At 72.8% G+C, this 25,898-nt stretch carries 30 protein-coding genes, 2 pseudogenes and 1 riboswitch; of the genes and pseudogenes, 14 read left to right on the forward strand and 18 right to left on the reverse strand.

Going from position 1 to position 25,898, the window contains the following annotated elements; genetic code table 11:
- The first annotated feature begins 72 nt into the window (after positions 1 to 72).
- The 6 genes from ABZ671_RS07620 to ABZ671_RS07645 all read left to right on the forward strand — a co-directional run bounded on the left by ABZ671_RS07620 (position 73) and on the right by ABZ671_RS07645 (position 5,664).
- Positions 73 to 726 carry a TetR/AcrR family transcriptional regulator gene (locus ABZ671_RS07620; protein ID WP_357852873.1) on the forward strand — a complete coding sequence of 218 codons (654 nt, stop codon included), beginning with the start codon at positions 73 to 75 and terminating at the stop codon, positions 724 to 726.
- A 27-nt stretch (positions 727 to 753) separates the two neighbouring features.
- Positions 754 to 1,617, forward strand: coding sequence for an alpha/beta hydrolase (locus ABZ671_RS07625; RefSeq protein ID WP_357852876.1), 864 nt, complete (start codon positions 754 to 756; stop codon positions 1,615 to 1,617).
- A gap of 10 nt (positions 1,618 to 1,627) precedes the next feature.
- Positions 1,628 to 3,121 carry a long-chain fatty acid--CoA ligase gene (locus ABZ671_RS07630; protein ID WP_357852879.1) on the forward strand — a complete coding sequence of 498 codons (1,494 nt, stop codon included), beginning with the start codon at positions 1,628 to 1,630 and terminating at the stop codon, positions 3,119 to 3,121.
- A 339-nt stretch (positions 3,122 to 3,460) separates the two neighbouring features.
- On the forward strand, positions 3,461 to 4,207 hold the full coding sequence (locus ABZ671_RS07635) for a lysozyme (protein WP_357852882.1): 747 nt from the start codon (positions 3,461 to 3,463) through the stop codon (positions 4,205 to 4,207).
- 103 nt (positions 4,208 to 4,310) lie between these two features.
- Positions 4,311 to 4,985, forward strand: a complete 675-nt coding sequence (locus tag ABZ671_RS07640) for a peptidoglycan recognition family protein (protein WP_357852885.1) — start codon at positions 4,311 to 4,313, stop codon at positions 4,983 to 4,985.
- Positions 4,986 to 5,148: 163 nt separating this feature from the next.
- On the forward strand, positions 5,149 to 5,664 hold the full coding sequence (locus tag ABZ671_RS07645; protein ID WP_357852888.1) for an NUDIX domain-containing protein: 516 nt from the start codon (positions 5,149 to 5,151) through the stop codon (positions 5,662 to 5,664).
- A 5-nt stretch (positions 5,665 to 5,669) separates the two neighbouring features.
- Here ABZ671_RS07645 and ABZ671_RS07650 read toward each other — a convergent pair whose 3' ends face one another.
- Positions 5,670 to 6,209 (reverse strand): RNA 2'-phosphotransferase, encoded by a 540-nt coding sequence (locus tag ABZ671_RS07650; RefSeq protein ID WP_357852891.1) that lies wholly within the window; start codon positions 6,207 to 6,209, stop codon positions 5,670 to 5,672.
- A gap of 41 nt (positions 6,210 to 6,250) precedes the next feature.
- Complete coding sequence (locus ABZ671_RS07655; RefSeq protein WP_357852894.1) at positions 6,251 to 6,700, reverse strand: hypothetical protein; 450 nt, start codon at positions 6,698 to 6,700, stop codon at positions 6,251 to 6,253.
- A gap of 110 nt (positions 6,701 to 6,810) precedes the next feature.
- Between ABZ671_RS07655 and ABZ671_RS07660 the strand changes: the two genes are divergently transcribed.
- A complete protein-coding gene (locus tag ABZ671_RS07660; protein WP_357852897.1) occupies positions 6,811 to 7,374 on the forward strand; it encodes a hypothetical protein in 564 nt (187 codons plus the stop codon).
- On the opposite strand, the gene ABZ671_RS07665 is transcribed toward ABZ671_RS07660, so the two are convergent.
- Positions 7,322 to 8,371: an aldo/keto reductase gene (locus ABZ671_RS07665; protein WP_357852900.1), complete on the reverse strand. Its 1,050-nt coding sequence runs from the start codon at positions 8,369 to 8,371 to the stop codon at positions 7,322 to 7,324. The genes ABZ671_RS07660 and ABZ671_RS07665 overlap by 53 nt on opposite strands.
- A 104-nt stretch (positions 8,372 to 8,475) precedes the next feature.
- Here ABZ671_RS07665 and ABZ671_RS07670 point away from each other — a divergent pair, with 104 nt between their 5' ends.
- Positions 8,476 to 8,790, forward strand: a complete 315-nt coding sequence (locus tag ABZ671_RS07670; RefSeq protein WP_357852903.1) for a hypothetical protein — start codon at positions 8,476 to 8,478, stop codon at positions 8,788 to 8,790.
- Positions 8,791 to 8,868: 78 nt separating this feature from the next.
- Positions 8,869 to 10,503, forward strand: coding sequence for a glucose-6-phosphate isomerase (gene pgi, locus ABZ671_RS07675; protein WP_357852906.1), 1,635 nt, complete (start codon positions 8,869 to 8,871; stop codon positions 10,501 to 10,503).
- A 52-nt stretch (positions 10,504 to 10,555) separates the two neighbouring features.
- On the opposite strand, the gene ABZ671_RS07680 is transcribed toward pgi, so the two are convergent.
- From ABZ671_RS07680 to ABZ671_RS07695, 4 genes and pseudogenes are all read right to left on the reverse strand, one after another.
- Positions 10,556 to 11,611, reverse strand: coding sequence for a hypothetical protein (locus ABZ671_RS07680; RefSeq protein ID WP_357852909.1), 1,056 nt, complete (start codon positions 11,609 to 11,611; stop codon positions 10,556 to 10,558).
- Entirely contained in the window at positions 11,518 to 12,624 is a 1,107-nt protein-coding gene (locus tag ABZ671_RS07685) for a transporter substrate-binding domain-containing protein (RefSeq protein ID WP_357852913.1), read from the reverse strand. Before ABZ671_RS07685 ends, ABZ671_RS07680 begins: the two co-directional genes overlap by 94 nt.
- A 96-nt stretch (positions 12,625 to 12,720) precedes the next feature.
- Positions 12,721 to 12,807 (reverse strand): annotated as a pseudogene (locus ABZ671_RS07690) (type II toxin-antitoxin system Phd/YefM family antitoxin); the annotation flags it as partial.
- Between the two features lie 354 nt (positions 12,808 to 13,161).
- Positions 13,162 to 13,719, reverse strand: coding sequence for a GNAT family protein (locus ABZ671_RS07695; protein WP_357852916.1), 558 nt, complete (start codon positions 13,717 to 13,719; stop codon positions 13,162 to 13,164).
- A gap of 320 nt (positions 13,720 to 14,039) precedes the next feature.
- Positions 14,040 to 14,152, forward strand: a riboswitch (SAM riboswitch).
- A gap of 32 nt (positions 14,153 to 14,184) precedes the next feature.
- On the opposite strand from ABZ671_RS07695, the gene ABZ671_RS07700 reads away from it, so the two are divergent.
- The 4 genes from ABZ671_RS07700 to ABZ671_RS07715 all read left to right on the forward strand — a co-directional run bounded on the left by ABZ671_RS07700 (position 14,185) and on the right by ABZ671_RS07715 (position 16,832).
- The gene (locus tag ABZ671_RS07700) at positions 14,185 to 14,316 is read left to right on the forward strand and encodes a hypothetical protein (protein WP_357852919.1); all 132 of its coding nucleotides are present in this window, start codon (positions 14,185 to 14,187) and stop codon (positions 14,314 to 14,316) included.
- A 100-nt stretch (positions 14,317 to 14,416) separates the two neighbouring features.
- Complete coding sequence (locus ABZ671_RS07705) at positions 14,417 to 15,271, forward strand: ABC transporter substrate-binding protein (protein ID WP_357852922.1); 855 nt, start codon at positions 14,417 to 14,419, stop codon at positions 15,269 to 15,271.
- A 35-nt stretch (positions 15,272 to 15,306) separates the two neighbouring features.
- Positions 15,307 to 16,092, forward strand: coding sequence for an amino acid ABC transporter permease (locus tag ABZ671_RS07710; RefSeq protein ID WP_357852925.1), 786 nt, complete (start codon positions 15,307 to 15,309; stop codon positions 16,090 to 16,092).
- Positions 16,089 to 16,832, forward strand: coding sequence for an amino acid ABC transporter ATP-binding protein (locus tag ABZ671_RS07715; RefSeq protein WP_357852928.1), 744 nt, complete (start codon positions 16,089 to 16,091; stop codon positions 16,830 to 16,832). The genes ABZ671_RS07710 and ABZ671_RS07715 overlap by 4 nt, the downstream gene beginning before the upstream one ends.
- Before the next feature lie 23 nt (positions 16,833 to 16,855).
- On the opposite strand, the gene ABZ671_RS07720 is transcribed toward ABZ671_RS07715, so the two are convergent.
- From ABZ671_RS07720 to ABZ671_RS07745, 6 genes are read right to left on the reverse strand one after another with little or no spacing between them, the layout of a single operon-like run.
- Complete coding sequence (locus tag ABZ671_RS07720; RefSeq protein WP_357852932.1) at positions 16,856 to 17,548, reverse strand: dihydrofolate reductase family protein; 693 nt, start codon at positions 17,546 to 17,548, stop codon at positions 16,856 to 16,858.
- The gene (gene ribA, locus ABZ671_RS07725; RefSeq protein ID WP_357852935.1) at positions 17,545 to 18,198 is read right to left on the reverse strand and encodes a GTP cyclohydrolase II; all 654 of its coding nucleotides are present in this window, start codon (positions 18,196 to 18,198) and stop codon (positions 17,545 to 17,547) included. The genes ABZ671_RS07720 and ribA overlap by 4 nt, the downstream gene beginning before the upstream one ends.
- 2 nt (positions 18,199 to 18,200) lie before the next feature.
- Positions 18,201 to 19,100 carry a class I SAM-dependent methyltransferase gene (locus ABZ671_RS07730; protein ID WP_357852938.1) on the reverse strand — a complete coding sequence of 300 codons (900 nt, stop codon included), beginning with the start codon at positions 19,098 to 19,100 and terminating at the stop codon, positions 18,201 to 18,203.
- Positions 19,097 to 20,134, reverse strand: coding sequence for a glycosyltransferase family 4 protein (locus tag ABZ671_RS07735; RefSeq protein WP_357852941.1), 1,038 nt, complete (start codon positions 20,132 to 20,134; stop codon positions 19,097 to 19,099). The genes ABZ671_RS07730 and ABZ671_RS07735 overlap by 4 nt, the downstream gene beginning before the upstream one ends.
- Before the next feature lie 4 nt (positions 20,135 to 20,138).
- Positions 20,139 to 20,537: a 6-carboxytetrahydropterin synthase gene (locus ABZ671_RS07740; protein ID WP_357852944.1), complete on the reverse strand. Its 399-nt coding sequence runs from the start codon at positions 20,535 to 20,537 to the stop codon at positions 20,139 to 20,141.
- A complete protein-coding gene (locus ABZ671_RS07745) occupies positions 20,525 to 21,529 on the reverse strand; it encodes a dehydrogenase (protein ID WP_357852947.1) in 1,005 nt (334 codons plus the stop codon). The genes ABZ671_RS07740 and ABZ671_RS07745 overlap by 13 nt, the downstream gene beginning before the upstream one ends.
- A gap of 78 nt (positions 21,530 to 21,607) precedes the next feature.
- On the opposite strand from ABZ671_RS07745, the pseudogene ABZ671_RS07750 reads away from it, so the two are divergent.
- A pseudogene (locus ABZ671_RS07750) lies at positions 21,608 to 22,330 on the forward strand (CDP-alcohol phosphatidyltransferase family protein); the annotation flags it as partial.
- 49 nt (positions 22,331 to 22,379) lie between these two features.
- Here the strand turns inward: ABZ671_RS07750 and ABZ671_RS07755 are convergent.
- The 5 genes from ABZ671_RS07755 to ABZ671_RS07775 form a co-directional block, all read right to left on the reverse strand.
- Complete coding sequence (locus ABZ671_RS07755; protein ID WP_357852950.1) at positions 22,380 to 22,649, reverse strand: hypothetical protein; 270 nt, start codon at positions 22,647 to 22,649, stop codon at positions 22,380 to 22,382.
- Positions 22,650 to 22,786: 137 nt separating this feature from the next.
- Positions 22,787 to 23,848, reverse strand: coding sequence for an ABC transporter ATP-binding protein (locus ABZ671_RS07760; protein WP_357852953.1), 1,062 nt, complete (start codon positions 23,846 to 23,848; stop codon positions 22,787 to 22,789).
- Positions 23,845 to 24,639, reverse strand: coding sequence for an ABC transporter permease (locus ABZ671_RS07765; protein ID WP_357852956.1), 795 nt, complete (start codon positions 24,637 to 24,639; stop codon positions 23,845 to 23,847). The genes ABZ671_RS07760 and ABZ671_RS07765 overlap by 4 nt, the downstream gene beginning before the upstream one ends.
- Positions 24,636 to 25,418, reverse strand: a complete 783-nt coding sequence (gene modA, locus ABZ671_RS07770; RefSeq protein ID WP_357852959.1) for a molybdate ABC transporter substrate-binding protein — start codon at positions 25,416 to 25,418, stop codon at positions 24,636 to 24,638. The genes ABZ671_RS07765 and modA overlap by 4 nt, the downstream gene beginning before the upstream one ends.
- Complete coding sequence (locus ABZ671_RS07775; RefSeq protein ID WP_357852962.1) at positions 25,415 to 25,816, reverse strand: TOBE domain-containing protein; 402 nt, start codon at positions 25,814 to 25,816, stop codon at positions 25,415 to 25,417. Before ABZ671_RS07775 ends, modA begins: the two co-directional genes overlap by 4 nt.
- Positions 25,817 to 25,898 lie beyond the last annotated feature (82 nt).

Consider the following 25,898-nt stretch of genomic DNA (forward strand, 5'->3'; position numbering starts at 1 on the left):
GGTCACTATCCGCGCGGTGCACTACGGTGTCAACCAATCGTTCGGTTGGATGCCTCGAAGGAGCGCCGCCCGGTGACGCACATCGCCTGGGAACCCCGTCGGCTCACCGCCGTCGCCGCCGACCTGCCCGAGGGTGTCACCCCGCCGGGCACCCGGGGGCGCATCCTCCAGGCGGCGCTGAAGCTCTTCGCCGAGTACGGCTTCTTCGGCGCCTCGATCCGGGACATCGCCCGGGCCGTCGGCATCAACTCGGCCACCCTCTACGCGCACTATCCGAGCAAGGAGCACCTGCTGGCCGAGCTGATCCGGCTCGGTCACGAAGAACTACGGCAACGCCTGCGCCAGGCGTACGCCGAGGCCGGCGACGACCCGGCCGCCCAGCTCGCCGCGCTGGTCCGGGCGCAGGTGCTGGTGCACACCGATTACCCGTTGCTGGCCCTGGTCGCCAACAACGAACTGCACGCCCTCTCCCCGGATCGCGCCGCGCCCGCGCTCGAACTGCGCGCGGAGGCACGGCAACTGATGCTGTCCGTGCTGGACCGGGGCGCCACCGCAGGCGCGTTCGACGTCGCCGACGTGGCCCTCGCCGGCATCGCGATCGGCAGCCTCGGCATGCGGGTCGCCAACTGGTTCGGCCCCGACCAGCCGTACACCCGTGAACAGGTCGCCGACACCTTCGTCGGCTTCGCCCTGCGTCTCGTCGGCAGCCCACTCCCCCACGGCTGACCGGCACCCCTCACGAAAGGTTGCCCGATGGAACAGGTGAAGATCGAGGTACCGGACGGCGCACTGACAGCTCTCCGGTTCGGCACCGGCCCGAAGATCGCCGTCGCCGCGCACGGCATCACCGCCTCCGGCATGGCCTACCGGTCCGTCGCCCGGCGGTTGCCCGAGGACTGGAGCCTGATCGCGCTGGACCTACGCGGTCGGGGCGGCAGCGCCGGGCTGCCCGGCCCGTACGGGATGACCCGGCACGCCGAGGACATCTGCGCGGCCGCCGTCCAGTTCGGCCAGGGCCGGCCGGTCGCGCTGGTCGGCCAGTCCATGGGGGCGTACGCGGCCCTGCGCGCCGCCGCCCGCCGGCCGGAGCTGTTCACCCGGCTGGTGCTGGTCGACGGCGGGCTGCCGCTGCCGGTGCCGGTCGGGGTCGACCCGGACGTGGTGCTCACGGCCACCCTCGGCCCGGCCATCACCCGGCTCAGCGACACGTTCCCCTCGGCGGAGGCGTACGTCGACTTCTTCCGGGCCCACCCCGCACTGGCCGCCGAGTGGAACGACGACATGGCCCAGTACGTCCGCTACGACGCGACCGGCCCCGAGGGCGCGATCCGCTCCCGGTGCAACGGGGAGGCGGTCCGCCAGGACGGCCGGGACCTGCTGGTCGAGGCCGACTCGTTCGGGGCCGACCTGGTCGGGCTGGCCGTGCCGGTGGCGCTGCTGCACGCCCCGCGTGGCATGTTCGGCCAGGCGCCCGGGCTGCTGCCCGAGGAGGTCGTCGGGCACTGGCGCAAGCGGGCGCCGCACCTGGTCACCGAGTTGGTCGATGCCAATCACTACACGATCCTGATGACCGATGGCCCGGCGACCGCTATCGTCCGTCACCTGACCGCCGAGTGATGGAGGAAAGATGACGAACCTCGCCTCGAACCTGGTCGACTCGGCCGCGCGTTCGCCGCAGCGGCCGGCGCTGAAGCTGGGCGATCGGACGGTCAGCTACGCCGAGTTGGACGACGCCTCGGCCCGGTGCGCCGGCTACCTGCGGGCACACGGGGTGTCACCCGGTGACCGGGTGGCGCTGATGTTGCCGAACGTGCCCGAGTTCGCGGTCGGCTACTACGGGATCCTGCGCGCGGGCGCGGTGGTCGTACCGATGAACCCGCTGCTCAAGCCGCGGGAGGTCGACTACTACCTGGCGGACTCCGGGGCGCGTGGCATCCTCGCCTGGCACACCACCGAGCAGGCCGGCGTCGACCGGGCCGACGGGGTGAGCATGGCGGTGACGCCCGACGGTTTCGCCACGCTGCTGGCCGAGCACGAGCCGGTGGCCGGGTTCGTCGAGCGCGACGGCGACGACACCGCCGTGATCCTCTACACCTCCGGCACCACCGGGCAGCCGAAGGGCGCCGAGCTGACCCATGACAACCTGCGGCGGAACGTCGACGTCACCCGGACCACCCTGCTCGGGCTGGGCCCGGAGGACGTGATGTTCGGCGGGTTGCCGCTGTTCCACTCGTTCGGCCAGACCGTCGCGCTGAACTGCGCGGTCGCGGCCGGGGCGTGCCTGGCCCTGCTGCCCCGCTTCGACGCCGCGCAGGCGTTGGCGACCATGGTCCGCGAGCGGGCCACCGTCTTCGCCGGTGTGCCGACCATGTACGCGGCGCTGCTGGCCACCGCCGGCGCGGACGAGCCGGACCTGTCGGCGCTGCGGACCTGCGTCTCGGGCGGGGCGGCGCTTCCGGTGGAGCTGCTGCGCCGGTTCGAGGAGAAGTTCGGCTGCGTAATCCTGGAGGGCTACGGGCTGTCCGAGACCTCCCCCGTCGCCTCGTTCAACCATCCGGACCGGGCGCGCAAGCCGGGCACCATCGGCACCCCGATCGAGGGGGTGGAGATGGACGTGCGTACGACCGACGGCACGCCGGCCCCCACCGGTGAGGTCGGCGAGATCGTCATCCGCGGGCACAACATCATGAAGGGCTACTGGCGGCGGCCGGAGGCGACCGCCGAGGCGATCGTCGACGGTTGGTTCCACAGCGGAGACCTGGGCACCCGGGACGCCGACGGCTACTACCGGATCGTCGACCGGACCAAGGATCTGGTGATCCGCGGCGGCTTCAACGTCTACCCGCGCGAGGTCGAGGAGGTCCTCTACGAGCACCCGGCGGTCGCCGAGGCGGCGGTGCTGGGCGCTCCGCACCCGACGCTCGGCGAGGAGGTGGTGGCGGTGGTCGCGCTGCGGCCCGGGGCCTCCGCCACCGGCGAGGAACTGCGGGAGCACGTAAAGGGGCAGCTCGCCGCGTACAAGTATCCCCGTCAGGTGTGGATCGTGCCGGCCCTGCCGAAGGGACCCACCGGCAAGATCCTCAAGCGGTCCATCACCGTCCCGCCGCCCGAGGCCGGCTGACCGCCGATCCGTCGCGGTGACCGCCGCCGAGGTCACCGCGACGGCACCCGCCGCCGAGGGCGGGTCAGGCGGGTCCGGCCGTACTGCGCGCGGAAGGCCCCACTGCAGGGCGGCGTCGAGATCGGGCGCGGTGATGGTCGTGATGCCGCCCAGGTGCTCCCTGCCCCCGACGAACGGCCCATCGGTGTGCTGATCAGGTACCCGCGCACATCGGGTGTTCGGACGAAAACCGAGTGATGATCTTCCATCTATCTATTGAAATTTCCCTCCATGCTATGTCCTAATACTGACAGTTCCTTTCACCCCCGCCGCACCGCGGCGAACCCCCAGGGAGGAAAGATGAAGCGTCACCTGCGAACGGTGCTGCGTACGGCCGGCGCCGCCCTGTTCACCGCGGTCGCCGTGGCCGCCTCGACCCTGGTCGGCGCGACGCCCGCCAGCGCCGCGCCGGCCGGCCTGCCCGGCATGGACGTCTCCAGCTGGCAGGGCAACGTGAACTGGCAGGCCGCCTGGAACAACGGCGCCCGGTTCGCGTACGTGAAGGCCACCGAGGGCACCGGCTACACCAGCCCGTACTTCGCCCAGCAGTACAACGGCTCCTACAACGTGGGGATGATCCGGGGCTCGTACCACTTCGCGCTGCCGGACCGGTCCAGCGGCGCCGTCCAGGCCGACTACTTCGTCAACCACGGCGGTGGCTGGTCCAAGGACGGCAAGACCCTGCCGGGCGCGCTGGACATCGAGTACAACCCGTACGGCGCGACCTGCTACGGGCTGAGCCAGGCCTCGATGCGCAGCTGGATCGCCTCGTTCGTCAACCAGTACTACGCCCGCACCGGCCGGTGGGCGACCATCTACACCACCACCGACTGGTGGAACACCTGCACCGGCAACACCTCGCAGTTCGCCGCCAACAACCCGCTGTGGATCGCCCGCTACTCCAGCAGCGTCGGCACCCTGCCGGCCGGCTGGGGGACGTACTCCTTCTGGCAGTGGGCCGACTCGGGCGTCTTCCCGGGTGACCAGAACGTCTGGAACGGCACCATCGACCGGCTCAAGGTGCTGGCCTGCAACGGAAACTGCTGACCCGCACCGGTGGCGGGCCGCTGTTCGGCTCGGCGCGTCTGACGCCGCGACCCGGAGCAGCGACCCGCCACCGGCGGCGTCCGTACCTCTCCAGGAGGCCCCGATGTCCCTCCCCGTCCCCCGCCGGACCGTGCTGCGCGGCGCGGTCCTGCTCGGCGCCGCCGCCGGCGCCACGGCGTTCACCCAGTTCGGCGACGACGGCGGCGCGCGGGCCGCCGCCACCCGGGTTGACCAGCCAGAGATCGCCAACTGCGCGACCTGGGGCGCCCGCCCGCCCTCGTCCAACGTGAGCGTGGTGCAGAGCAAGCCCAACAAGATCATCATTCACCACACGGCGTTCCCGAACACCACCGACTACAGCCTGGCGCAGGCCTACCGGAACTCCCGCGACATCCAGAACCTGCACATGGACACCAACGGCTGGCTTGACTCCGGGCAGCACTTCACCAACAGCCGGGGCGGCTTGCTCACCGAGGGCCGGCACGGCAGCCTGTACGCGCTGCTGCACGGACAGACGATGGTCCAGGGCGCACACTGTGTCGGGCAGAACAGCACGGCCATCGGCATCGAGAACGACGGCATCTACCTCGACGTGCAGCCGCCGAAGGCGCTCTGGGACAGCCTGGTCTGGTTCTGCGCGTTCACCTGCCAGCAGTACGGCATCCCGCCCAGCGAGATCTACGGCCACAAGGACTTCAACAACACCGAATGCCCCGGCCTCCTCCACGCCCGCCTCCCCGAACTCCGCACCGCCACAGCCACCCACCTCAACGGCTAACCCCCCACCCGTCGATCATGGAGTTGTGGTGTCCGTTCAACTCCCATTGGTCGCCTTTGTGAACCACCACAACTCCATGATCGACGCCTGAGCCAGTGGTGGCCAGCAGCCATCAGGGGCGAAGGCCGGCGGCTCACCGACCGGGCGGGTAACGTGCTGCGGCGTGACCGCAACACCGCACTCGTACTGCTCACACTGCGGCGTCGCCTACCCGGCGGAGGCCGGTTGGCCGCGCGTCTGCGCGACCTGCGGTGCGACGAGGTGGCGGAATCCGTTGCCCGTCGCGGTCGCGGTGCTGCCGGTACGCACGCCGACCGGCCTCGGTGTGGTGGTGGTCCGCCGGGACATCGAACCGGCCCGCGGGCAGCTCGCGCTGCCCGGCGGATTCATCGAGTACGGCGAGGAGTGGAACGAGGCGCTGGTCCGGGAGCTACGCGAGGAGACCGGCCTGCTGGCCGAGGCCGAGGACGCACGCCTGTTCGCGGTGCACGGGGCGCCGGCCGGCGGCACCATGATGGTCTTCGGCGTACTGCCCGAGCAGGCAATCAACGATCTGCCACCGTCGGCACCGACCGAGGAGGCCACCGAGTGGCTGATCGTCACCGAGCCAGTCGAGCTGGCCTTCTCCACGCACACCCGGGTGCTCGCCGATTTCCTCGCCGAGCAGCTTCAGGCGTGACCGTCTCAGGCGTGCAGGTAGGCCGGCGGCACGGAGGCGGTGAGCCACACGCCGTTGGGGCTGCGGTAGAACACGAAGCCGTCGTCGGCCATCGCGGCGGCATCGACGGTGAGCACCATCACCGCACCGTCGCGGCGCGCCCCGACCCGGCGGGCGGTCTCCACGTCCGGTGACAGGTGTACGTGGTGCCGGCGGCCCCGACGCAGCCCCTCGGCGCGGATCGCGGGCACGGCACTCTCGCTCGTACCGTGATAGAGCAGGTCGGGCGGCGTAGCCGGCGCCAGGCCGAGGTCGACCGGGACGGAGTGGCCCTGGTTGGCCCGGATCCGGTCGACGCCGTCGGGCCCGCGCTCGACGGCGAAGCGCTGCTTGTCGTTGCCGGCGACCACGGCGTCGAGCTGGACGCGGGTGATCCCCAGCGCGGCGAGCAGGTCGGCGACCGGCGTCCAGCCCGCCCGGTCGAGGGCCAGGCTGAACCGGGCCGGGTCGTGTCGCAGCGCGAAGGACATCTTCTTGCTCACCCGGACCAGGTCACGATGCTGCACGCCGCCAGTCTGACGCACGTGGCCGCGACCGTCGACGAATTTCAGCGGGTGGCGCCGGTGCGGGCGTTGACCATCAGGCCCGCGACGTCCACCACCTCGAAGTCGCTCCCGTGCAAACCGCCGAGGGCGTGCAGGGCGTCGTTGTCCCAGCGTGGGTCCGGGGCGCCGGACAGGTACCAGGCCGAACCGTGGTCGGCGACGATCAACCCGTACCGCTGCATCGCCTCGGCGACGATCCGGGCCTGCCGGGGCAGCCGGGACACGTCCACCGATCGCTTGAGCCGCAGCCGCTGGCCGAGTTGCGGCAGGGCGGGGTCGGTGGCGGACGAGGCGGAGTGGCTGGCCGGCCAGGTCCAGCCGGTTCGGGTACGCGGCACGGTCACCCGGATGGCATGGTCGATCCGGCCGGCGGCCGCCTCGTCGTAGCGGACCAGACCGGCCAGGATGGAGAGCCCTGCCGCGTCCGCGGAGGTCCAGCCGGCCGGGCGCATCCGGTTCGACCGGAGGGTCGAAGACCGCGCCCGAGCCGGCCCGCCAGCCGCCGCCGACCGGGTGCGCGTCGAACAGTTCGTACGCCCGGCACGCGGCCCGGTCCCAGACGATGACGTGCCGGTCGCCGGTGCCGCGCGGTCCACCCTCGACCGCCGCGTCCGGCGGGACCGGGTACGGCCCCGGGTCGCTCTCGTCGGCGTACCCGAAGGTCACCGGGACCCGCCGCTGCCCGGCGGGTACGACGGTGATCGGGATGCCGATCGGCGCCCCTTCCCACGTGCCGGAGCCGAAGTCGGCGTGGACCGTGGCCGTGGCGCCGATCGCGCCGACCATCGCCGCGGACCTCGCGTGCGCGGGCAGCCGGGACACGTCCGCGTGCCAGACGTTGTCCGCCGGAAACACCGTGCACGCCCGGACGGTCGGGCTCGGCCGGGCGCCGAGCCCGGCGCGGGCGGTCGGCATCGGCGACGGCGTGGCTGATCCGGCCGGCACCGCCGCCACCGACGTGGCTGGTGCGAAGGTGGCGGGCGGCGACCCGGCAACGGATGTGTCCGGCCGGGAGCAGCCGGCGGCGAGCAGTGCGAGGGTGGCCGCGATAGCGGCGGCGCGGGCGGACACGGTCAGGCGGCGGCCCGGTCCGGCAGCGGGCGGCGGCGGCGAGCCGGGTCGGTGAGCACCGGCGGCGACCAGGACCCGTCCGGGTGGTAGAGGTTGGTGCCGGGCGCGACGATCTCGTCGATCCGGTCAAGCACCGCGTCGTCGAGCGTGAGCGAGGCGCCCTTGAGCAGCCCCTCCAATTGCTCCATGGTGCGCGGCCCGATGATCGCCGAGGTGACCGCCGGGTGCGCGACGGTGAACGCGACGGCCAGCTCGGGCAGGGTGCAGCCGACCTCGTCGGCGAGCGCGACCAGCTCCTCGACGGCGGCGTACTTGGCGGCGTTGCCGGGCAGCGCCGGGTCGAACCGGGCCGGGGTGAGCGCCGGCCGACCGGCGGTGAGATCCACGGACCGACCCTGCCGGTACCGGCCGGACAGGAACCCGGAGGCCAGCGGGCTCCAGACCAGCACGCCCATGCCGTACCGCTGGCAGACCGGAAGCACCGCGGCCTCGACCCCCCGGGCCAGGATCGAGTACGGCGGCTGCTCGGTGCGGAACCGGCCGAGCGCCCGCCGCTCGGCGACGTGGTGCGCCTCCACGATCTCCTCGGCCGGGAAGGTCGAGCAGCCGAAGGCCCGGATCTTGCCGGCCCGGACCAGGTCGGTGAGCGCCCCGAGGGTCTCCTCCACGTCGGTGGTGTGGTCGGGCCGGTGCACCTGGTAGAGGTCGATCCAGTCGGTGCGCAGGCGGCGCAGGCTCTCCTCGACCTCGCGGACGATCCAACGCCGCGAGTTGCCGCCCAGGTTCGGGCGCTCCCCCATCGGGAAGTGCACCTTGGTCGCGAGGACCACGTCGTCGCGGCGGCCCCGCAGCGCCTTGCCGACGATGGTCTCGGACTCGCCGGCCGAGTACATGTCGGCGGTGTCCACGAAGTTGATGCCCTGATCGAGAGCGGCGTGGATGATGCGGACGCAGTCGTCGTGGTCGGGGTTGCCGACCGCGCCGAACATCATCGTGCCGAGACAGTGGACGCTGACCTGAACTCCGGTGCCGCCGAGCACGCGGTAGCGCACGGTGCGCTCCCTTCCTGAAGGGCTACGCCGCGCTCACCGGGCGGCGGATGCCACGACCAGCCTACTAGGAATTTGAGGAACACTCGCGGCCCCGATGCCCCGCGATGATCATGCATGCTGTCCTGACGATCCCGCATGCAAGGCCGTGCCTGACCTCATTGAAGGAACAGGGCCTGTTCGTGGGATTGCCGGCAACCAGCCTGCTCATGCCGGAGATGACCCTCCGCGCTCTCAGCCTCTCCGTGGACGTGATCGACACGTCGGCCGCGGCCGTGTCGCAGTGGTGCCTGTTCCGCATCGATGCGCTGGACGAACTCCCGGACCTGGTGGCGAAGCACAACGCGGCGAGCGCGGCTAACTCGCCGGTGTCCGCAGGGTGGGCGATGCCGTGTCACGTCGCGCCAGCCCCCCAGGGGTGAGACGCTGGTCGAGTCCGCCGACAGCGGGGCAACGGCGGCCCGCTGGCAGACCTCGTCGCGAAGGAGAAGATCAACCCGATGGCTGTGGACATCACCACCACGGACGAATGGCAGGCCCTGCGCAAACATGCCGAGGCGCTGCGCGGCACCCACCTGCGGGAGCTGTTCTCCGCCGACGAGCAGCGGGGTGAGCGGCTCACCGGCGACGTCGCCGACCTGCACGTGGACTACAGCAAGAACCTGATCACCGACGAGACGCTGCGCCTGCTCACCGCGCTCGCCGAGCGGGTCCGGCTGACCGATCGGATCGCCGCCATGTTCGCCGGTGAGCACATCAACTCCACCGAGGACCGGGCCGTGCTGCACACCGCGCTGCGCCTGCCGCCCGACGCGTCGCTGACCGTCGACGGGCAGGACGTGGTCGCCGACGTACACCGGGTGCTCGACCGGATGTCGGCCTTCGCCGACCGGGTCCGCTCGGGCGCCTGGCGCGGTCACACCGGGGAGCGGATCCGCACCGTGGTCAACATCGGCATCGGCGGCTCCGACCTCGGGCCGGTGATGGCGTACGAGGCGTTGAAGGCGTACCGGGACGCGGGGATCACCTGCCGGTTCGTGTCCAACATTGACCCCACCGACATTCATGACAAGACGACCGACCTGGACCCGGCCAGCACGCTGTTCATCGTGGCCTCCAAGACGTTCTCCACCCAGGAGACTTTGGCCAATGCCAATCAGGCCCGGCGCTGGCTGCTCGCCGGGCTGGACGCGGACGACTCCGCCATCGCCCGGCACTTCGTCGCGGTGAGCACCAACGAGCAGCGGGTCCGCGACTTCGGCATCGACCCGGAGAACATGTTCGGCTTCTGGGACTGGGTGGGCGGCCGATACTCGCTGCCCTCGGCGGTCGGGCTGTCGGTGATGCTGGCGATCGGGCCGCAGCGGTTCCGGGAGATGCTGGCCGGCTACCACGCGGTCGACGAGCACTTCCGCGGCACGCCGCTGGAACGGAACGTGCCGGCGCTGCTGGGCCTGCTCAACGTCTGGTACACCGACTTCCTCGACGCACAGAGCCACGCGGTGCTGCCGTACGCGCAATATCTGCACCGGTTCCCGGCGTACCTGCAGCAGCTCACCATGGAAAGCAACGGCAAGACGGTGACGGTCGACGGCACGCCGGTGACGTACCCGACCGGGGAGATCTTCTGGGGTGAGCCCGGCACCAACGGTCAGCACGCCTTCTACCAGCTGATCCACCAGGGGACACGGCTCGTTCCGGCCGACTTCATCGCGTTCAGCCAGCCCAACCACGACCTCGGGGACATGCACGACCTGTTCATGTCGAACTTCTTCGCGCAGACCGCCGCGCTCGCCTTCGGGCGTACCCGGGAGCAGGTCGAGGCGGAGGGCACCCCGGCCGACGTGGTGCCGCACCGGGTGATGCCGGGCAACCGCCCGTCCACGTCGATCATCGCGCCGAAACTCACCCCGTCGACGCTCGGCCAGCTGATCGCCCTCTACGAGCACATCGTCTTCACCGAGGCGGCGGTCTGGGACATCAACGCGTTCGACCAGTGGGGCGTGGAGCTGGGCAAGGTGATGGCGAACCAGCTCGCACCGAAGCTCAGCGGCAGCGCCCCGGAACTCGGCGACGTGGACTCCTCCACGGCCGCGCTGATCCGCCGCTACCGGGCCGAGCGCGGCCGGTCCTGACGGCGTACGCCGGTGGCGGGGGCCCGGGTCGCGGTCGCCGCCACCGGCGGGGTCAGCCCGCTTCCTCCAGCCGGCCGGAGCAGCGGCTGTCGATCGGCTCGGGTCGTTGCCGCGGCATCATCCAGTTCAGCGCGGTCTGCTCGACCGGCCAGCCGTGCACCGTGACCTCGCTGACCGGCATCCGTTCCGGGCCTGGGCAGAGCAGCTGGGCCCGTACCTGCTCGTTGGGAATGAACCGGACCCGGCTGCTCCGGTCCAGTACGATGGTCATCCGGTCGGTCACGGTGACCGCCTGGCCGGGCACCACCTCGACCGCCGGCTCGGGCGGCGGCGGACCGACCTCGACCGCCACCGCCGGCAGCAGCGGCACCCGCAGGAACACCGTGCCGGTGACCAGCGGCACCACCGCGGCGACCACGTAGGACGCCAGCTGGGTGAGCAGCGGCGTGGACCGGCGTGGGAGCGGCCCGGTGAGCATCACGGCCGCCGCCGGGGGCACCCCGAGCAGCGCCGCCGTGGCCAGCTCACCGTGCCGCAGCGCCGAGACGATCGCCGGGGCCAGCCAGAGGTACGCGACCAGACCGGCGAGCAGCGGCAGCACCAGCCCGAGGGCGAGCAGCAGGTCAGTGCGGTCCGGATACCGGTGCCGAACACGCAGCCCGACGAGCCACAGCATGATCATCAGCAGCGCCGGCAGGAAGCGCATCTGCCAGGTGAGCGCCGCCAGCACCGACGCCGCAGCCAGCACCCAGCCCGGGGTACGCGCGGTGGCGTAGGCCAGCAGCGACCGGTCCGGGTCGAAGCGTTCGGGGGCGCTGACCCGCAGCACCGAGCCGAGCACGCCGGTGCCGAGCACCACCAGCGGGAATGCCCAGACCAGGGCAATGAGCAGCGCGCTGAGCAGGCCGAGCGGGCTGACGTACTGCACCAGCAGCAGCATGGTCGGCATGTCCTGCCGGCTGAGCTGCCACAGGCGCAGGACCAGCAGTAGGACGGGGAACGCCGGCAGCAGCGTCAGTAACCACTGCTGCCCCTGCCGCGCGCCCGGCCGACGCGCCGGGCCGCTCGCCGGGCGGGGTCCGACGGGGCGAGGACCATCAACTCCCACGGCCACTGACGCACCTTCACCTTCCGACACTTGGGCTGCTGCCCCACCGCCACCTGCTGCGGCAGGTTGGCGGGCTGTTCCCGGGCCAGGTTGGTCTCGAATGCGGCGTCCCAGGCGTCCCGGCCCGGCCGGGTGGCGGCCTGGTAGAGGGACCAGTCCACCAGTTCCTTCATCGCGGGGTTCGGGCCGGTGTTCACCCCCCACATCTCCGCCTTGTCCTCGCCGATGTCCCAGTGCCGCAGCGGCTTCACCCCGGTTAGCGGCTTCTCCGGCTTCGCGTCCGGGGCCAACGGCGCCACGAAGCCGGCGAGGATCGCGGCGTCGGTGGTCACCGCGTCGACGGTCCCGTTGTAGAGGTCCTGCACACACTCGCTGATCCGATTCTTGATGACCTCGGTGACGCCCTTGGGCAGCCGCTGCTCCGAGGTGGAGGTGGCCAGGGTGCAGACCCGGCGTCCACTGAGGTCGCGCAGATCGTTGACCGGGTCCGGGTAGCTGCGCAGCGTCAGCACCGACTGCTCCGTCTCCAGGTAGGGCTCGGAGAAGACGACGCCCTGCTCCAGGCGGTCTGAGGTGATGCTAAAGGAGGCGATGACCAGGTCGACCGTGACGAAGTTGGCCTTGCCGTCCTTCGCCTGCCGGCGGGCCCGGTCCTCGCTCTTCATCGGCAGAAATCTCACCTGCCGGCGCTTGAATCCGAGGTCAGCCGCGATCATGTAGGCGATGTCGATGTCGAAGCCGCGGTAGCTGCCGTCCTCCATGAGCTGGGAGACCCCGGGCTGGTCGTCCTTGACCCCGATCAGCAGCTCCTGCTTGCCGTCGAGGCCGGCCTGACGGCGCAGGTCGGCCAGGGTGGGTGGACCGGTGGCGGTGACCACGCCGACCACCGCGACGGCGAGCAGCACAAGCACCACCAGCAGGGCCGACAACCGGAGTAGCCGGAGCCGGGCGGCACGCCCCGGGGTGCTGCGCGGTGTCGGTGCGGTGATGCCCGGTTCGCTGACCTGACTCACGTCCGTCCTCCCGCCTTCCGTGGGAAGCTTCCATTGTGGCGGATCGGCCACGGACCGTAGGCATCCGCGCGGTCAGCCGTTCATCAGCTGTTCGTGCACAGCGCGGAGCCGGGCCAGTGCCGGGTCACCGGCCGCGCGGCGGTCCAGCTCGGCCCAGACCTCGGCGAGAGCGTCGGTGAGCGCGCGCCGCTCGGCCGCGTGCCGCCGGCTGCTCTGCCGGTGCAGCTCCTCAAGGCGGCGGGACCAGCCGGCGCTGATCGCGGCGAGCCGTTCGGCGTCGGCGCGGGCCTGCGCTGCCGTGCGGGCGGCCGCGGCCGGCACGAGCGCGGCGATCGGACGGGGATCACCGTCGCGGGTGACCACGGTGACGGTGTCGGTCAGCTCGGCGAGGGCGACGAGCTGGGTGAGCCGGGTGCGGACCTCACGCAGCGGCAGGGCGCGCGGCTGAGGGGACCGGTCGGCCAGTGCGGGGGCAGCCATGGACACATATTGACGTCCGGGTACGACAAAATCACGTCGCGTGTCCACCGGAGGCGATCAGCGGGCCGGCGGCTGCGACGTCCACTCGGGGGCCAGCACCGACCAGATTTCCATGTCGGCGCGGCCGGTCGGCCCCGGGGCGACCTCGCGGAGGACACCGTCGCGGCGCATGCCCAACCGCCGCGCGACGGCGATGCTGCGCTCATTGTCGGCCTTGGTCACCCACTCCACCCGGTGGATGCCCCGGTCCCGGACCGCCCAGTCGATGATCACGCGGGCGGCACGGGTGACGAGGCCCTGCCCCTCGGCGGCGGCTTCCAGCCAGCAGCCGGCCTCACAGACGCCGGTGGTGGTGTTGAGCGACACGAACAACACGCCGCCCACCAGGCGGCCACGCTGCCAGATGCCCCAGATCCCGCCGTCGTCGCGCGCCCACCGGTCGGCGTAGTTCTGCAGGACCCGGCGGGCGGATTCGGCGTCGGTGGCCACGAAGGACGCGCCGACCCACGGGGCGATGTGCTCCCGGCACCGGTCGAGGTTGGCGAGGAACTCGTCGGCGTGCCACGGTTCGAGCGGCCGCAGCTCGGCGTCGTCGGTCAGGGGTAGGGCGAACATCGGAAAAAATTAGCAGCCCGTGAGCGCAGCCGCCCGCGATCGGAGTGCGGATCGAGGTGCCGGCGTTACTGACGTGGTGGCGCGGGGCGGCGGGAGCCGGCTGGTGACCGATGCCCGGCGGCTCGTCCGGCTCCTCGCCGCCGGCTACGAACTTGATGACGTGAACGATTCAACGACCCGGTGATCCGTTCACGTCATCAATTTCGTAGCGGATGGAAGACGGGCCGCTGCTGGGAAGGAAGCGCGAGTACGGCACCGCACGTGAGGGTGGTCATAACGGCTGGACGTCGCGGGGGGAGCTGCTGCTAACCTCTGCGGCAGGTCATGAGCGCCAGCGCCAAGCCCCGGCTCGCTGGCCGGCAACCCTCCTCCGCGGTGGGGTGCCCCGGGTGAAGACCAGGCATCGGCAGGGACGCCGATGCAAGCGTGGCCTGGTACCCAGGTCATCACCGACCAAGGGGAACCATGTCTGCTCATTTTCGCACCCCGCCCGTTGACGGCGTCGCCTACCCGGCCGATTTCACGCTGGTCAAGCGCCGCCACGTCGACCTGATGCGGGTGTGCACCGACGGCTGTCGCCGCGCCGGCGCGCGCTGACACGCCGCCTCCTCCTTCCCGAACCACCCTTCCGGCTCGCCCGCCCGGGCGTGCCGTCAGCGGCGTGCGCCCACGTCGCCATCGGACCCTGGAGACAATCGTGCGATTCCTCTCTGCCCTGACCCGCGTCGCCGCGCTCGGCGCCGCCGCCGCGCTCGCCGCCGCCAGCCTCACCGCCTGCGGTGGCGACGACTCCAGCAAGGCCGACAACCCGTACGGCCTGCTCCAGCCTGGCGTGCTCCGGACCGGCACGCTCACCGACGCCCCGCCGAACATCTATCTGAAGGACGGCAAGTTCACCGGCTTCGACAACGACCTGCTCACCGCCGCGGCCGCGAAGGTGGGCCTGCGGGTCGAATTCGTCGGCACCGACTTCTCGGCCCTGCTCTCCCAGGTCAACAACCGCAAGTTCGACGTGGGCAGCTCGTCCATCACCATCACTGAGGCACGGAAGAAGACCGTCGACTTCACCAACGGCTACGACTTCGGCTACTTCGGGCTCGACGTGCCGGCCAACTCGTCAATCACCAGCTTCGACCAGCTCGCCGGCAAGCGGGTCGTGGTCGTGCAGGGCACCGTGCAGGACGACTACGCCACCAAGCAGAACCTGAACCCGGTGCGGGTGCCGGACTACAACGGCGCGATCAACCAGCTCAAGGCCGGCACCGCCGACGCCTGGATCGCCCCGGCCGAGATCGGCGACAAGTCCGCCGCCGACAGCAACGGCAAGATCAAGGTGGCGGCCAAGCAGATCAGCCCAGCCCCGACCGCGTACGCGGTCGCCAAGGGTAACGACAAGCTGCGCGAGGCGCTGAACAAGGGCCTCGACGAGGTGATCGCCGACGGCACCTGGAGCCGGCTGCAGGAGCAGTACTACCCGGGCCGGCCGATCCCGGCCGACTTCAAGCCAGGCAGCGGCACGGTCGCGGTGCCGTCGCCGTCGGCCGCTTCCTGACATACGACGAACGAGCAGGGCGGTAGGAGAAGACGATGGATCCGTTGCGCACCCTGTGGGAGACCTTCTTCGACTGGGAGTCCATGCGCGAGGCGTTGCCCGAGATGCTGACCGTCGGGCTGCCGAACACGCTGATCCTGGCGGTCTCCGCCGCCCTGCTCGGCTCGCTGCTGGGCATGCTGCTGGCCGTCGCGGGCATCTCGCGTACCCGGTGGTTGCGGTGGCCGGCCCGGGTCTACACAGATGTTTTCCGCGGCCTGCCGGCGGCGGCGACCATCCTGCTCATCGGCGTCGGCCTGGCGCCGCTGGGCATGCAGGTGTGGGGGCCGAATCCCTACCCGCTGGGCATCCTGGCGCTGTCGCTGATCGCCGCCGCCTACATCGGGGAGATCTTCCGCTCCGGCATCCAGAGCGTGGAGGCCGCCCAGTTGGAGGGGGCCCGGGCGCTCGGCTTCTCGTGGGGCGAGGCGATGCGGCTGGTCATCATCCCGCAGGGCGTACGACGGGTGCTGCCCGCCTGGGTGAACCAGCTCATCGCCCTGATCAAAGACTCCAGCCTGGTCTACTTCCTCGGTTTGCTGGCCAGCCAGCGCGAACTGTTCCGCATCGGCCAGGACTACGCGGCGAACACCGGCAACCAGTCGGCACTGCTGTTGGCCGGCCTGTGCTACCTGGCGCTGACCGTGCCGCTGACCCACGCGGTCAACTGGATCGACCGGCGGCTGCGCCACGGCCGGGCGGTCTCCCCGCCCGACCCGGAACCCGACCTCGACCTCGCTCCCGCCGGTGCGCCGGCCCCGGCTCGGAGGGATCCTCGATGAGCACCGCCACGACCACCTCGGTCAGCCTGGCCGTCCGCGACGTGCACCTGGCCTTCGGCGCCAACAAGGTGCTGCGCGGCGCCGACCTGGCGGTGGAGCGGGGGGCGACCGCCTGCGTGATCGGGCCGTCCGGCTCCGGTAAGTCGACCCTGCTGCGCACCATCAACCGGCTCATCGAACCGGACCATGGCGACGTGCTGCTGGACGGCCGCAGTGTGCTGCGCGACGACCCGGACGCGCTGCGCCAGCGGGTCGGCATGGTCTTCCAGCACTTCAACCTGTTCCCGCACATGACCGTGCTGCGCAACATCACCCTCGCCCTGCGGAGGCTCAAGAAGCTCTCCGAGGACGAGGCGGTGCAGATCGCCCGCGAACAGTTGTCGCTCGTCGGGCTGGCCGGCAAGGCCGACGCCCGGCCGGCGCAGCTCTCCGGCGGGCAGCAGCAACGGGTGGCGATCGCCCGCGCGCTGGCCCTGCGCCCACAGGTGATGCTCTTCGACGAGGCCACCTCGGCGCTCGACCCGGAGCTGGTCAAGGGCGTGCTCGGGGTGATGGCCGACCTCGCCTCCGCCGGCATGACCATGGTGGTGGTCACCCACGAGATGGGCTTCGCCCGCGAGGTCGCCGACACCGTCGCCTTCATGGACGCCGGCGTTGTCATCGAAGCCGGCGAGCCGGCCGCCGTCTTCGAGGCACCCGAGCACCCGCGGCTGCGCCGGTTCCTGTCCCAGGTGCTCTGACGGGCCGCCGCGCGGATCGAGGGTCAGCCCGGCGGGCAGCGGTCGGAGAGGGCGTACCGGGTGAGCACCACGTCGTCGATCTGCCGTACCTCGACGACGCGGGCCCGGCGGCCCGGATGCCACGGGAAACGCCCGTCCCGAACGAACCGGGGCGCCCGGCGGTCCCCGACGAAGAACGGCGCGACCACCAGATGCAACTCGTCGGCGAGGCCGGCGGTGAGGAACTGGGCGTGCACGCTGCCGCCGCCCTCCACCATCAGCCGGCGTACGCCCCGGGCGGCGAGGTCGGTGAGCACGGCCGCCGGGGTGACCGGTTCGCCCGCGTCGACCACGGTCGCCACCGCGCCCACCTGCTCCCGGGTCCGCTCCGCCGAGCCGGTCGGGCAGTAGACCAGTTTCGCGCCGTCGCCGAGGGTGAAGAAGCGGGCGGTCGGGTCGAGGTCGCCGCTGCCGGTGACGGTGACCTTCACCGGCGACGGGGGCAGGCCACGCGCCACCCGCTCGGCCCGCCGCCGGGCCGAGCGCACCAGCAACCGCGGGTCGTCCTGGCGGACCGTGGCCGCGCCGACCAGGATCGCGTCGCAGGCGGCCCGGACGGCGTCGATCCGGTCGAGGTCGGAGTCGTTGGAGAGCAGCAGCCGCTCGGCGGTGGCGTCGTCGATGTAGCCGTCGATCGACATCGCGCAGCTGAGCAGCACGTACGGCCGGGCGCTCATGGCACGAAGGGCAGGTCGAGGGCATGGTCGGCGTGGGTCATCTTGGCCGCCAGGTAATCGGCGTTCGCCGGCGACAGGTGCACCCCGGTCGGCACCCGGTCGACCACCGCCACGCCCAGCCGGTCGAGCTGGGCGGCCTTGTCCGGGTTGTTGCTGAGCAGGGCCACCCGAGTCACGCCCAGCGCAGCGAGCATCTGCGCGGCCACCGTGTAGTCGCGTTCGTCGGCGCCCCGACCCAGCGCGACGTTCGCCTCGAACGTGTCGAGGCCCCCGTCCTGCAGGGCGTACGCGTCGAGCTTGGCGTACAGGCCGATGCCCCGGCCCTCCTGGCGTAGGTAGAGCAGGTATCCGCCGGTCTCGGCGATCCGCTCGACCGCCTCCCGCAGCTGCGGCCCGCAGTCGCAGCGCTGACTGCCGAACACGTCGCCGGTGAGGCACTCGCTGTGCGGGCGGACCAGTGGCAGCTCGGTGTGCGACGCCGGCCGCCGCGCGGTGCCCGCCCGGTCGCCGAGCCCGAAGGCGAGGTGTTCGCGGCCGTCGACCAGGCCGTGGAAGGAGTGCACCCGGGCGGTGGTGACGTAACCGTCGGGGAACCGCAGCGGGACCGTGACCTGGGTCCGGACCGTGGCCGTGGGCAGTGTGTCGTCCATCGTCATCCTCCGTCCGGGGCTGCCGGACGCGCCGGCTTCGCACACCTCCCCTCACCGTAGGCGGGATCACCGACGGTTGCCGACCCGCCGAGCAGGCAGCCGGCCAGCAGGTCGACGTGGTGCAGCACCACGCGCAGTCGGCCGGCGTCGATTGCCGCCAGCCGCCGGTTGCGGTACGCCCCCACCGCGCGGCCCAACTCCGGCCGTTCCTCGACGGCCGCGTCGAGCCAGCCGGCCAGCCACTCGGCGGTCAGGGTCGGGTGCTCGGGTCCGAGCCGCCACGGGCTGGACCGGACCCGCACGTCGACCCCCTGACGGCGGAAGGCCGACACGGTGACGTCCACGGCGTCCGGCCCGAGCAGGGCCCGGCCGTCGACGGTGCGGCGCTGGTGGGCGTTGAACGCGGCGGTGAAGTCCGCGTCGAGCGGTTCGGCCGGGGTGAACTCCGCCCGGCCGACCACGGTGAGCGCGAAAAACGTCGGGTGGCCGGCGCAGGCGGCGACGATCCGCTCGACCTCCTCGGCGGTGAGCATGTCCAGCAGCGCCGACGCCGTGATCAGGTGGGCGTCGGCGAGGTCGGCGGCGGTCAGCCGGGTGATGTCGGAGTTGCGGGTCGCCACGGTGACCGGGCCGCCGTCGGTCGCGTGGAGCTCGCTGGGGGCGCGGGCCAGCAGGCCGGCGTCCCACTCGTGCAGCACCCAGTGCTGCGTGCCGGGCAGTCGGGGCGCGAGCCAGCGGGCCATCGAGCCGGTGCCGCTGCCCAGGTCGTGCACGACCACGGGCCGCTCGGCGGGCAGCTGGCGGCGGAGCACGTCCACGAGTTCGGCCGACCGGGCCGCCGCGTCGGCGGGCTCGCGCAACCGCAGCCAGTCGGCGAATTCGAAAGGGAGTCGGGTGGTCACGCCGCGGTCGCCTCCTTCAGGGCCGCCGCGAGACGGTCCACGGTGACCGCCCAACCGGTGAGGGTGTCCCGCCGCTGCCGGGCCGCGCGGCGCAGCCGGTCCCGCAGGCTCGGATCGGTGAGCCAGCGGCGCAGCGCGCCCGCCAACGCCGCCGGGTCGTCGGGGGGCACCAGCAAGCCGGGCCGGTGGCCGTCCGGCGTGTGCCCGAGCGCCTCGGGCAGCCCGCCGGTGTCACTGGCCAGCACCGGTACGCCCCGCGCGAGCGCCTCGGTGACCACCATTCCGTACGTCTCCTGCCGGGACGGCAGAACCAGCAGATCGGCGGCGGCGTACGCGGCGTCCAGGGCGGCGCCGGTGCGCGGACCGGGCAGCCGGAACCGGTCGGCCAGGCCGGCGGCGGCGATCTGCCGGCGCAGCCGGTGGACGAAGCCCGGGTCCCGGGTGAGCGGCCCGACGCAGTGGCAGGTCCAGCGCAGGTCGGCGAGCAGGGCCAGCGCGGCGGCGAGCACGTCGTGCCCCTTGCGTGGGGTGACCGCCGCGAGGCAGAGCAGCCGGCCGCCGTCCGGTGAGCCGGGGGACAACGGCGCGGGCTCCACCCCCGGCGCGGCGACCCGCACCCGGTCGGCGGGGATCGGATAGCGGTCGAGCAGCCGGCGGCGGGTCCATTCGCTGGTGGCGATCACGCCGGTCGCCGCGGCCAGGGACCGGGCCTCGGCCGTGTCCTCCATCGGCAGGTGCACCAGCACCGTCAGGCGTAGCCGCCGGGCGTGCGGGGTCAGCACCTCGGGCACCACGGACGCGACCAGGCCGTCGAGCAGGACGAGCGCGCCGGCGGGCAGCGCGGCGAGCACCCCGGTGACGGCGGCCCGCTCCCCCGCCCCGGGGTGCGGCCAGCCACCGGGCACGGGATGTTCCCGGACGGTCCAGCCGCGCGCGGCGAGCCCCTGGCAGACCCGCCGGTCGTAGGCGTTGCCGCCGCTGGGGGTGGCCGGGTCGTCGATGTCGCCGGGCAGCACCACGTGGACGGTCGCCATCGCCTCAGAGTGACCGCTCGTAGCTGGCCCAGGCCACGTGCGACTCGTGCAGGGTGACGGTGATCCCGGCGAGCCCGCGGGCGCCCTCGCCGAGGCGTCCGGCGTGCACGGCCTCGGCGAGCCGGTCGGCGACCGTGCGGGCCAGCACCTCGGTGGTGGTGTTCACCCCGGCGAAGGCCGGCTCGTCGTCGAGGTTGCGGTAGGTCAGCGCGCCGAGCACGGCCTTGAGCTGCTCGGTGGCCAGGCCGATGTCGACCACGATGCCGTCGGCGTCCAGTTCCGCCCGGCGGAAGGTGGCGTCGACGACGAAGGTGGCGCCGTGCAGCCGCTGGGCGGGACCGAACACCTCGCCGCGGAAGCTGTGGGCGATCATCATGTGGTCCCGCACGGTCACGCTGAACACGGTCGCTCCTCGGGGTAGGTGATGAGGTGGCAGAGCGCGGGCAGCCGTCCCGCGGCGAGCCGGTCGAGCACGTCGGGCAGGTCGGCGAAGCGGGACGGGCCGGTGAGCAGCGCGTCGAACACCGGGTCGGCGAGCAGGTCCAGGGCCAGCGCCAGCCGGTCGGCGTAGCTTCGGTCGGCCCGCCGGGGTGACACGGTGCCGACCTGGCTGCTGCGGATGCGCAGCCGCTTCGAGTGGAATGCGCCGCCCAGGGCGAGGGTGACCGGGCGGTCGCCGTACCAGCTCAGCTCCAGCACGGTGCGCTCGGGGCGGAGCAGGTCGAGGGCGCGTTGCAGGCCGTCGGCGGTGGCGCTGGCGTGCACCACCAGGTCCCGGTCGCCGGCCGCGTCGGCGGGCGGCGCGAAGTCGACCCCGAGCGCGGCGGCCACCTCGGCCCGCGCCGGGTCCGTGTCGACGAGCTGGACGTGTACGCCGGGGAAACGGGCCAGCAGGGCGGCGACGCAGCAGCCGACCATGCCGGCGCCAACCACGGTCACCCGGTCGCCGACCAGCGGCGCCGCGTCCCAGAGCGCGTTCACCGCGGTCTCCACCGTGCCGGTCAGCACCGCCCGGGCGGCGGGCACGTGATCGGGTACGACCACCACGGCGTCGGCCGGCACCACGTACGCGGTCTGGTGCGGGTGCAGGCAGAACACCGTGCGCCCGCGCAGCTCGGCGGGGCCCTCTTCGACGGTGCCGACGCTCAGATAGCCGTACTTGACGGGGGCCGGGAAGTCGCCCTCCTGGAAGGGCGCGCGCATGGTGGCGTACTGGTCGGCGGGGATCCGGCCGGTGAAGACCAGGGTCTCGGTGCCCCGGCTGACGCCGGAGTAGCGGGTCCGGATCAACACCTCGTCGGGGCCGGGCACCGGCAGGACGACCCGGCGGATCTCGCCCTCGCCGGGAGCGCGGAGCCAGAAGGCCTGAGCGTCGCCGATCACCGTTTGCCCCATTTCCGACGTGGACCGGACCGGACGGCCGGACATCCCGTGTTGAATGTCAGGGTTGTCGATCATAGACGCGGAGGCCGGATGTCCACGGTGCGAATTGGCCCAATGGTCGGCCTGATCGGGCAGTCCGTGCTGCTGGCCGGGCTCGCCGGCACGGTCGGTGTCGGCGTGTCGGGCTGGCTCGCCGGGCTCGCGTACGGTGTGGCGCTCGGCGGGCTGCTCCGGCGCGGTTTGCGGGCCGCGGGCACGGACCGGCTCGGCCCGGCGGACCGGGTGACGCTGGCCCGGGCGGTGCTGGTCGGCGGGGTGCTGGCCCTGGTCGTGCCGGGCTCGGGCGGGCCGGTGGCGGTGGCAGCGCCGGGCTCGGGCGGGCCGGCGCCGGTGGCGGTGCTGGTTTCACTCGCCGCCGTGGCGCTGACGCTGGACGCGGTCGACGGCCGGGTGGCACGGCGGACCGGCACGGCGAGCGGGCTGGGCGCCCGCTTCGACATGGAGGTGGACGCGTTCCTGATCCTGGTGCTCAGCGTCCACCTCGCGCCGGTGGTCGGCGTGTGGGTGCTGGCCGTCGGCGGCATGCGGTACGCCTTCGTCGCGGCGGGCCGGCCGCTGCCGTGGATGCGGGGCACGCTGCCGCCGCGGTACTGGCGCAAGGTCGTCGCGGCGGTGCAGGGCGTGGTGTTGGTGGTCGCGGCCGCCGGGGTGCTGCCCCCGGTGGCGGCGACCGCGCTGGTCGCGGGCGCGCTGGCTCTGCTGGTCGAGTCGTTCGGCCGCGACGTGGCCTGGCTGTGGCGCAACCGCACGGCCGCCACGACGACCGGGACCACCCGGTCCGGCGACCCGATGGTCGTGCCGGTCAGGCCGCCTCGCGCCGCCAGTGCCAGGTCGCCGGGCTCCACGCGGGTTGCGGCGTTACCTCCTGGGCCAGGCGCATCGCCCGCTCGGCGTTGACCAGCGGCTCGCAGGGCGCGCTCTGCTTGGCGCAGAGCAGGCTGGGGCAACGGCCCGTCGCGTCGGGCTGGTGGGCCACAGCGACGTCGTACGCCAGCCGCCACAGCAGCGGGTCGGTCACGTCGTCCGGCAGGTCCACCTCGTGGCTGGACCGGTTGTGGGTCGTGTCGGGCACCCGGCACCCCTCTCGTCGTCGCACCCCTGACCAGGTCAAACCTGCCTCGTGGATCGTGTCCCGTCCACGAGGCGTCCGTCACCTTTGCCGGCGGAGCACGCGCCGCGATGACGCCGGTCGGGGCTGGTGACGGCCGGTCAGGCCGGGTACGCCCGGGTTTCCGCCGCCTTCACCGCCGCCCAGACGGTCTGCCCGGGGCGCAGTCGCAGCTGGGCCGCCGCGGTGGGGGTGACGTCGGCGGCGACGGCGACCGGCCCGGCGAGTTGGACGCGCAGGTTGTCGCCGTGTCGCTGCACCCCGGCCACGGTGGCCGGCCAGACGTTGCGCGGGCTGCCGTCGGGGCGAGCCGGGTGCAGCGCCACGGCGGCGGGCGGGAAGGCGACGAAAGCGTCCCCGTGCACCCGGTCGGCCGCGGTGAGGGTGAGCCCGCCGACGGTGATCGTGTGCCCGTCGGCGCGGCCCCGGTGCAGGTTGAGCCCGACCAGCCGGGCCACGTAGTCGGTGCGGGGCCGGGCGGTGACGGTGGCCGCGTCGCCCTCCTGGACCAGTCGGCCGTGCTCGACGATGATCAGCCGGTCGGCGAGCACCAGGGCGTCGAGGGGGTCGTGGGTAACCAGGAGGGTGGCGCCGGGATGGTCGTCGAGGTGCCGCTGGAGTTCGGCTCGGGTGTCCAGCCGGGTCCGCGCGTCCAGCGCCGCGAGCGGCTCGTCGAGCAGCAGCAGGGTCGGCTCGACGGCGAGCGCCCGGGCCAGGGCGACCCGCTGGGCCTGCCCGCCGGAGAGCTGGCGTGGCTTGTGCCGGGCCTGCCCGCCCAGGCCGACCCGGTCCAGCCAGGCCTGTGCGCGAGCCCGGGCGGTACGCCGGTCGGCGCCCCGCCGGCGCGGGCCGAACGCGACGTTGTCGAGCGCGGTCAGGTGCGGAAAGAGCAGGTAGTCCTGGAACACCACGCCCACCGCCCGCCGTTCCGGCGGGATCCACGTCCGCCGGTCGGGCCGGTCGAGGTCCATGCTGTCGAGGGTGAGGTGCCCGGCGCGCAGCGGGTGCAGCCCGGCTAGGGCGCGCAGGGCGGTGGTCTTCCCGGCGCCGTTCGGGCCGAGCAGGGCGACCACCTCGCCGGCGGCGATCCGCAGCCGGACGTCCAGGTGGAAGGCGCCCCGGTCGGCGACGAGGTGCGCGTCGAGCAGGGGCGGCGCGGTCATGGGCTGCTCACCCAGCGGTCGCGCAGCCCGGCGAGGATGGCGACGGAGGCGACGAGCAGAATGAGGCTGAGGACGATCGCGGCCTGCAGGTCGGTCTCCAGGGCCAGGTAGACGGCGAGCGGCATGGTCTGCGTTCGGCCGGGATAGTTGCCGGCGAAGGTGATGGTGGCGCCGAACTCGCCGAGCGCGCGGGCCCAGCAGAGCACCGCGCCGGCCGTCACGCCGGGGGCGACCAGCGGCAGGGTGACGTGGGTGAAGGTGATCCAGCGCCCGGCGCCGAGGGTGGCCGCCGCCTCCTCGTACCGGGGGTCGGCGCCGCGCAGGGCGCCCTCGACGGCGATGACCAGGAACGGCATGGCGACGAATGCCTCGGCGAGCACCACCGCGGCGGTGGTGAACGGCAGGGTCACCCCGAAGGCGGCCTCCAGCCCGGCTCCGAGCAGGCCCCGCCGGCCGAAGACCAGCAGCAGCGCCACCCCGCCGACCACCGGGGGCAGCACCAGCGGCACGGTGACCAGGGCTCGCACCAGGCGCCGGCCGGGGAACTCGACCCGGGCGAGCAGCCACGCCAGGGGTACGCCGAGGGCGACGCAGAGCAGGGTGGCGAGGGTGGCGGTCTCCAGCGACAGCCGCAGCGCGGTGAGCACGCCCGGCTGCGCCAACCGCCGGGGCAGGCTGGCCCACGGTGTGCGGGCCAGCAGCCCGAGCAGCGGCAGGACGAGGAAGATCAGGCCGAGACCGGCGGGGAGCAGCAGGGCCAGCGGCACCCGTTGCCGGGGGCGCGGGCTCACTGGCTCTGCGGTGCCTGGAAGCCGGCGGCGGTGAGCACGGCACGGCCCGCGTCGGAGCGGACGTACTCGACGAAGGCGCGGGCGCGCTCCGGGTTGCCGGCGTGCTTCAGCACGACGATCGGGTAGTCGTTGATGGCCTGCGCCGACTCGGGGAACTCGACGGCGTCCAGTTCACCGGCGGCGACGCGGACGTCGGTGCGGTAGACCAGGGCGGCATCGACCTCGCCGAGCTTCACCTTGGCCAGCGCGCCCTTGACGTCCTGCTCGAGGGTGGCCGGGGTGAGCCGCACGCCGGCCGCGCCGAGCGCCGTCTTCGCCGCCGCGCCGCACGGCACCTGCTCGGCGCAGAGCGCCACCTTCACCCCGGGCCGGCCCAGGTCGGCCAGGCCGCCGACCCGCTGCGGGTTGCCCTTGGGTACGGCGATGACGAGCTGGTTGCGGACCAGGGTGACCGGGTCACCGGCGGCGTCGCCCGCGTCGGTGACGATTTTCATCGTGGCGGGTGAGGCGGCGGCGAACACGTCGGCCGGGGCGCCCTGGGTGATCTGGGTGGCGAGCGCGGAGCTGCCGGCGAAGTTGAAGGTGACGGTGGTGCCGGGGTGGGCGGCCTCGAAGTCCTTACCGAGTTTCGTGAAGGAACCGGTGAGCGAGGCGGCCGCGAAGACGGTCACCGGGCCACCGCCGTCGGTGGCCGCCGGCTGGTCGCCGCCGCAGCCGGTCAGGCCGAGGGCCAGCGTGGCCGCCCCGGCGAGGGCGGCGCGGATCCACCGTACGGTCACGAGCTGGTCCTCCCTTTGGGCGCGGGGGCGCGTTCCACCACGACGGTGGTCGACTTGATCACGGCGACGGCTACCGAGCCGACCTGAAGGTCGAGGTCGTCGACAGCCTCGCGGCTCATCAGCGAGACGATCCGAAACGGCCCGGCCTGGATGTCGACCTGGGCCATCACGGTGTCCTTGACGACGGCTGTGACGATGCCGCGCAGCCGGTTACGGGCGGACGACAGCTCCGGGTGCCCCGGTGCGCGCACGAAGGCGGCCAGGTCGACGCCGTCGATGATCCGCTGGCTGTGTTCGTCGCGGGTCGCCGGCAGCCGACCCGCGTCGATCCAGCGGCGGACCGTGTCCGCGCTGACCCCGAGCAGCTCGGCGGCCTCACCGATCCGGAACATCGTCACGCGGTCACCCTAGTCGCTCGCATCTGCGGCAGGAAGGACGGTATCGCGCTCGCAAATACCAGGGGCAGGCGAAGCGATCGCG

It is taken from the genome of Micromonospora sp. NPDC006766, assembly GCF_040636055.1.
Lineage (GTDB): Bacteria > Actinomycetota > Actinomycetes > Mycobacteriales > Micromonosporaceae > Micromonospora.

Excerpts from the sequence above, each read along its gene's own strand:
- ABZ671_RS07625 (WP_357852876.1), top strand. The coding sequence starts at position 754 with ATGGAACAGGTGAAGATCGAGGTACCGGACGGCGCACTGACAGCTCTC.
- ABZ671_RS07630 (WP_357852879.1), top strand. The coding sequence starts at position 1,628 with ATGACGAACCTCGCCTCGAACCTGGTCGACTCGGCCGCGCGTTCGCCG.
- ABZ671_RS07635 (WP_357852882.1), top strand. The coding sequence starts at position 3,461 with ATGAAGCGTCACCTGCGAACGGTGCTGCGTACGGCCGGCGCCGCCCTG.
- ABZ671_RS07640 (WP_357852885.1), top strand. The coding sequence starts at position 4,311 with ATGTCCCTCCCCGTCCCCCGCCGGACCGTGCTGCGCGGCGCGGTCCTG.
- ABZ671_RS07655 (WP_357852894.1), bottom strand. The coding sequence starts at position 6,700 with ATGCGCCCGGCCGGCTGGACCTCCGCGGACGCGGCAGGGCTCTCCATC.
- ABZ671_RS07660 (WP_357852897.1), top strand. The coding sequence starts at position 6,811 with ATGACGTGCCGGTCGCCGGTGCCGCGCGGTCCACCCTCGACCGCCGCG.
- ABZ671_RS07670 (WP_357852903.1), top strand. The coding sequence starts at position 8,476 with ATGATCATGCATGCTGTCCTGACGATCCCGCATGCAAGGCCGTGCCTG.
- pgi (WP_357852906.1), top strand. The coding sequence starts at position 8,869 with ATGGCTGTGGACATCACCACCACGGACGAATGGCAGGCCCTGCGCAAA.
- ABZ671_RS07695 (WP_357852916.1), bottom strand. The coding sequence starts at position 13,719 with ATGTTCGCCCTACCCCTGACCGACGACGCCGAGCTGCGGCCGCTCGAA.
- ABZ671_RS07700 (WP_357852919.1), top strand. The coding sequence starts at position 14,185 with ATGTCTGCTCATTTTCGCACCCCGCCCGTTGACGGCGTCGCCTACCCG.
- ABZ671_RS07710 (WP_357852925.1), top strand. The coding sequence starts at position 15,307 with ATGGATCCGTTGCGCACCCTGTGGGAGACCTTCTTCGACTGGGAGTCC.
- ABZ671_RS07715 (WP_357852928.1), top strand. The coding sequence starts at position 16,089 with ATGAGCACCGCCACGACCACCTCGGTCAGCCTGGCCGTCCGCGACGTG.
- ABZ671_RS07720 (WP_357852932.1), bottom strand. The coding sequence starts at position 17,548 with ATGAGCGCCCGGCCGTACGTGCTGCTCAGCTGCGCGATGTCGATCGAC.
- ribA (WP_357852935.1), bottom strand. The coding sequence starts at position 18,198 with ATGGACGACACACTGCCCACGGCCACGGTCCGGACCCAGGTCACGGTC.
- ABZ671_RS07735 (WP_357852941.1), bottom strand. The coding sequence starts at position 20,134 with ATGGCGACCGTCCACGTGGTGCTGCCCGGCGACATCGACGACCCGGCC.
- ABZ671_RS07745 (WP_357852947.1), bottom strand. The coding sequence starts at position 21,529 with ATGGGGCAAACGGTGATCGGCGACGCTCAGGCCTTCTGGCTCCGCGCT.
- ABZ671_RS07760 (WP_357852953.1), bottom strand. The coding sequence starts at position 23,848 with ATGACCGCGCCGCCCCTGCTCGACGCGCACCTCGTCGCCGACCGGGGC.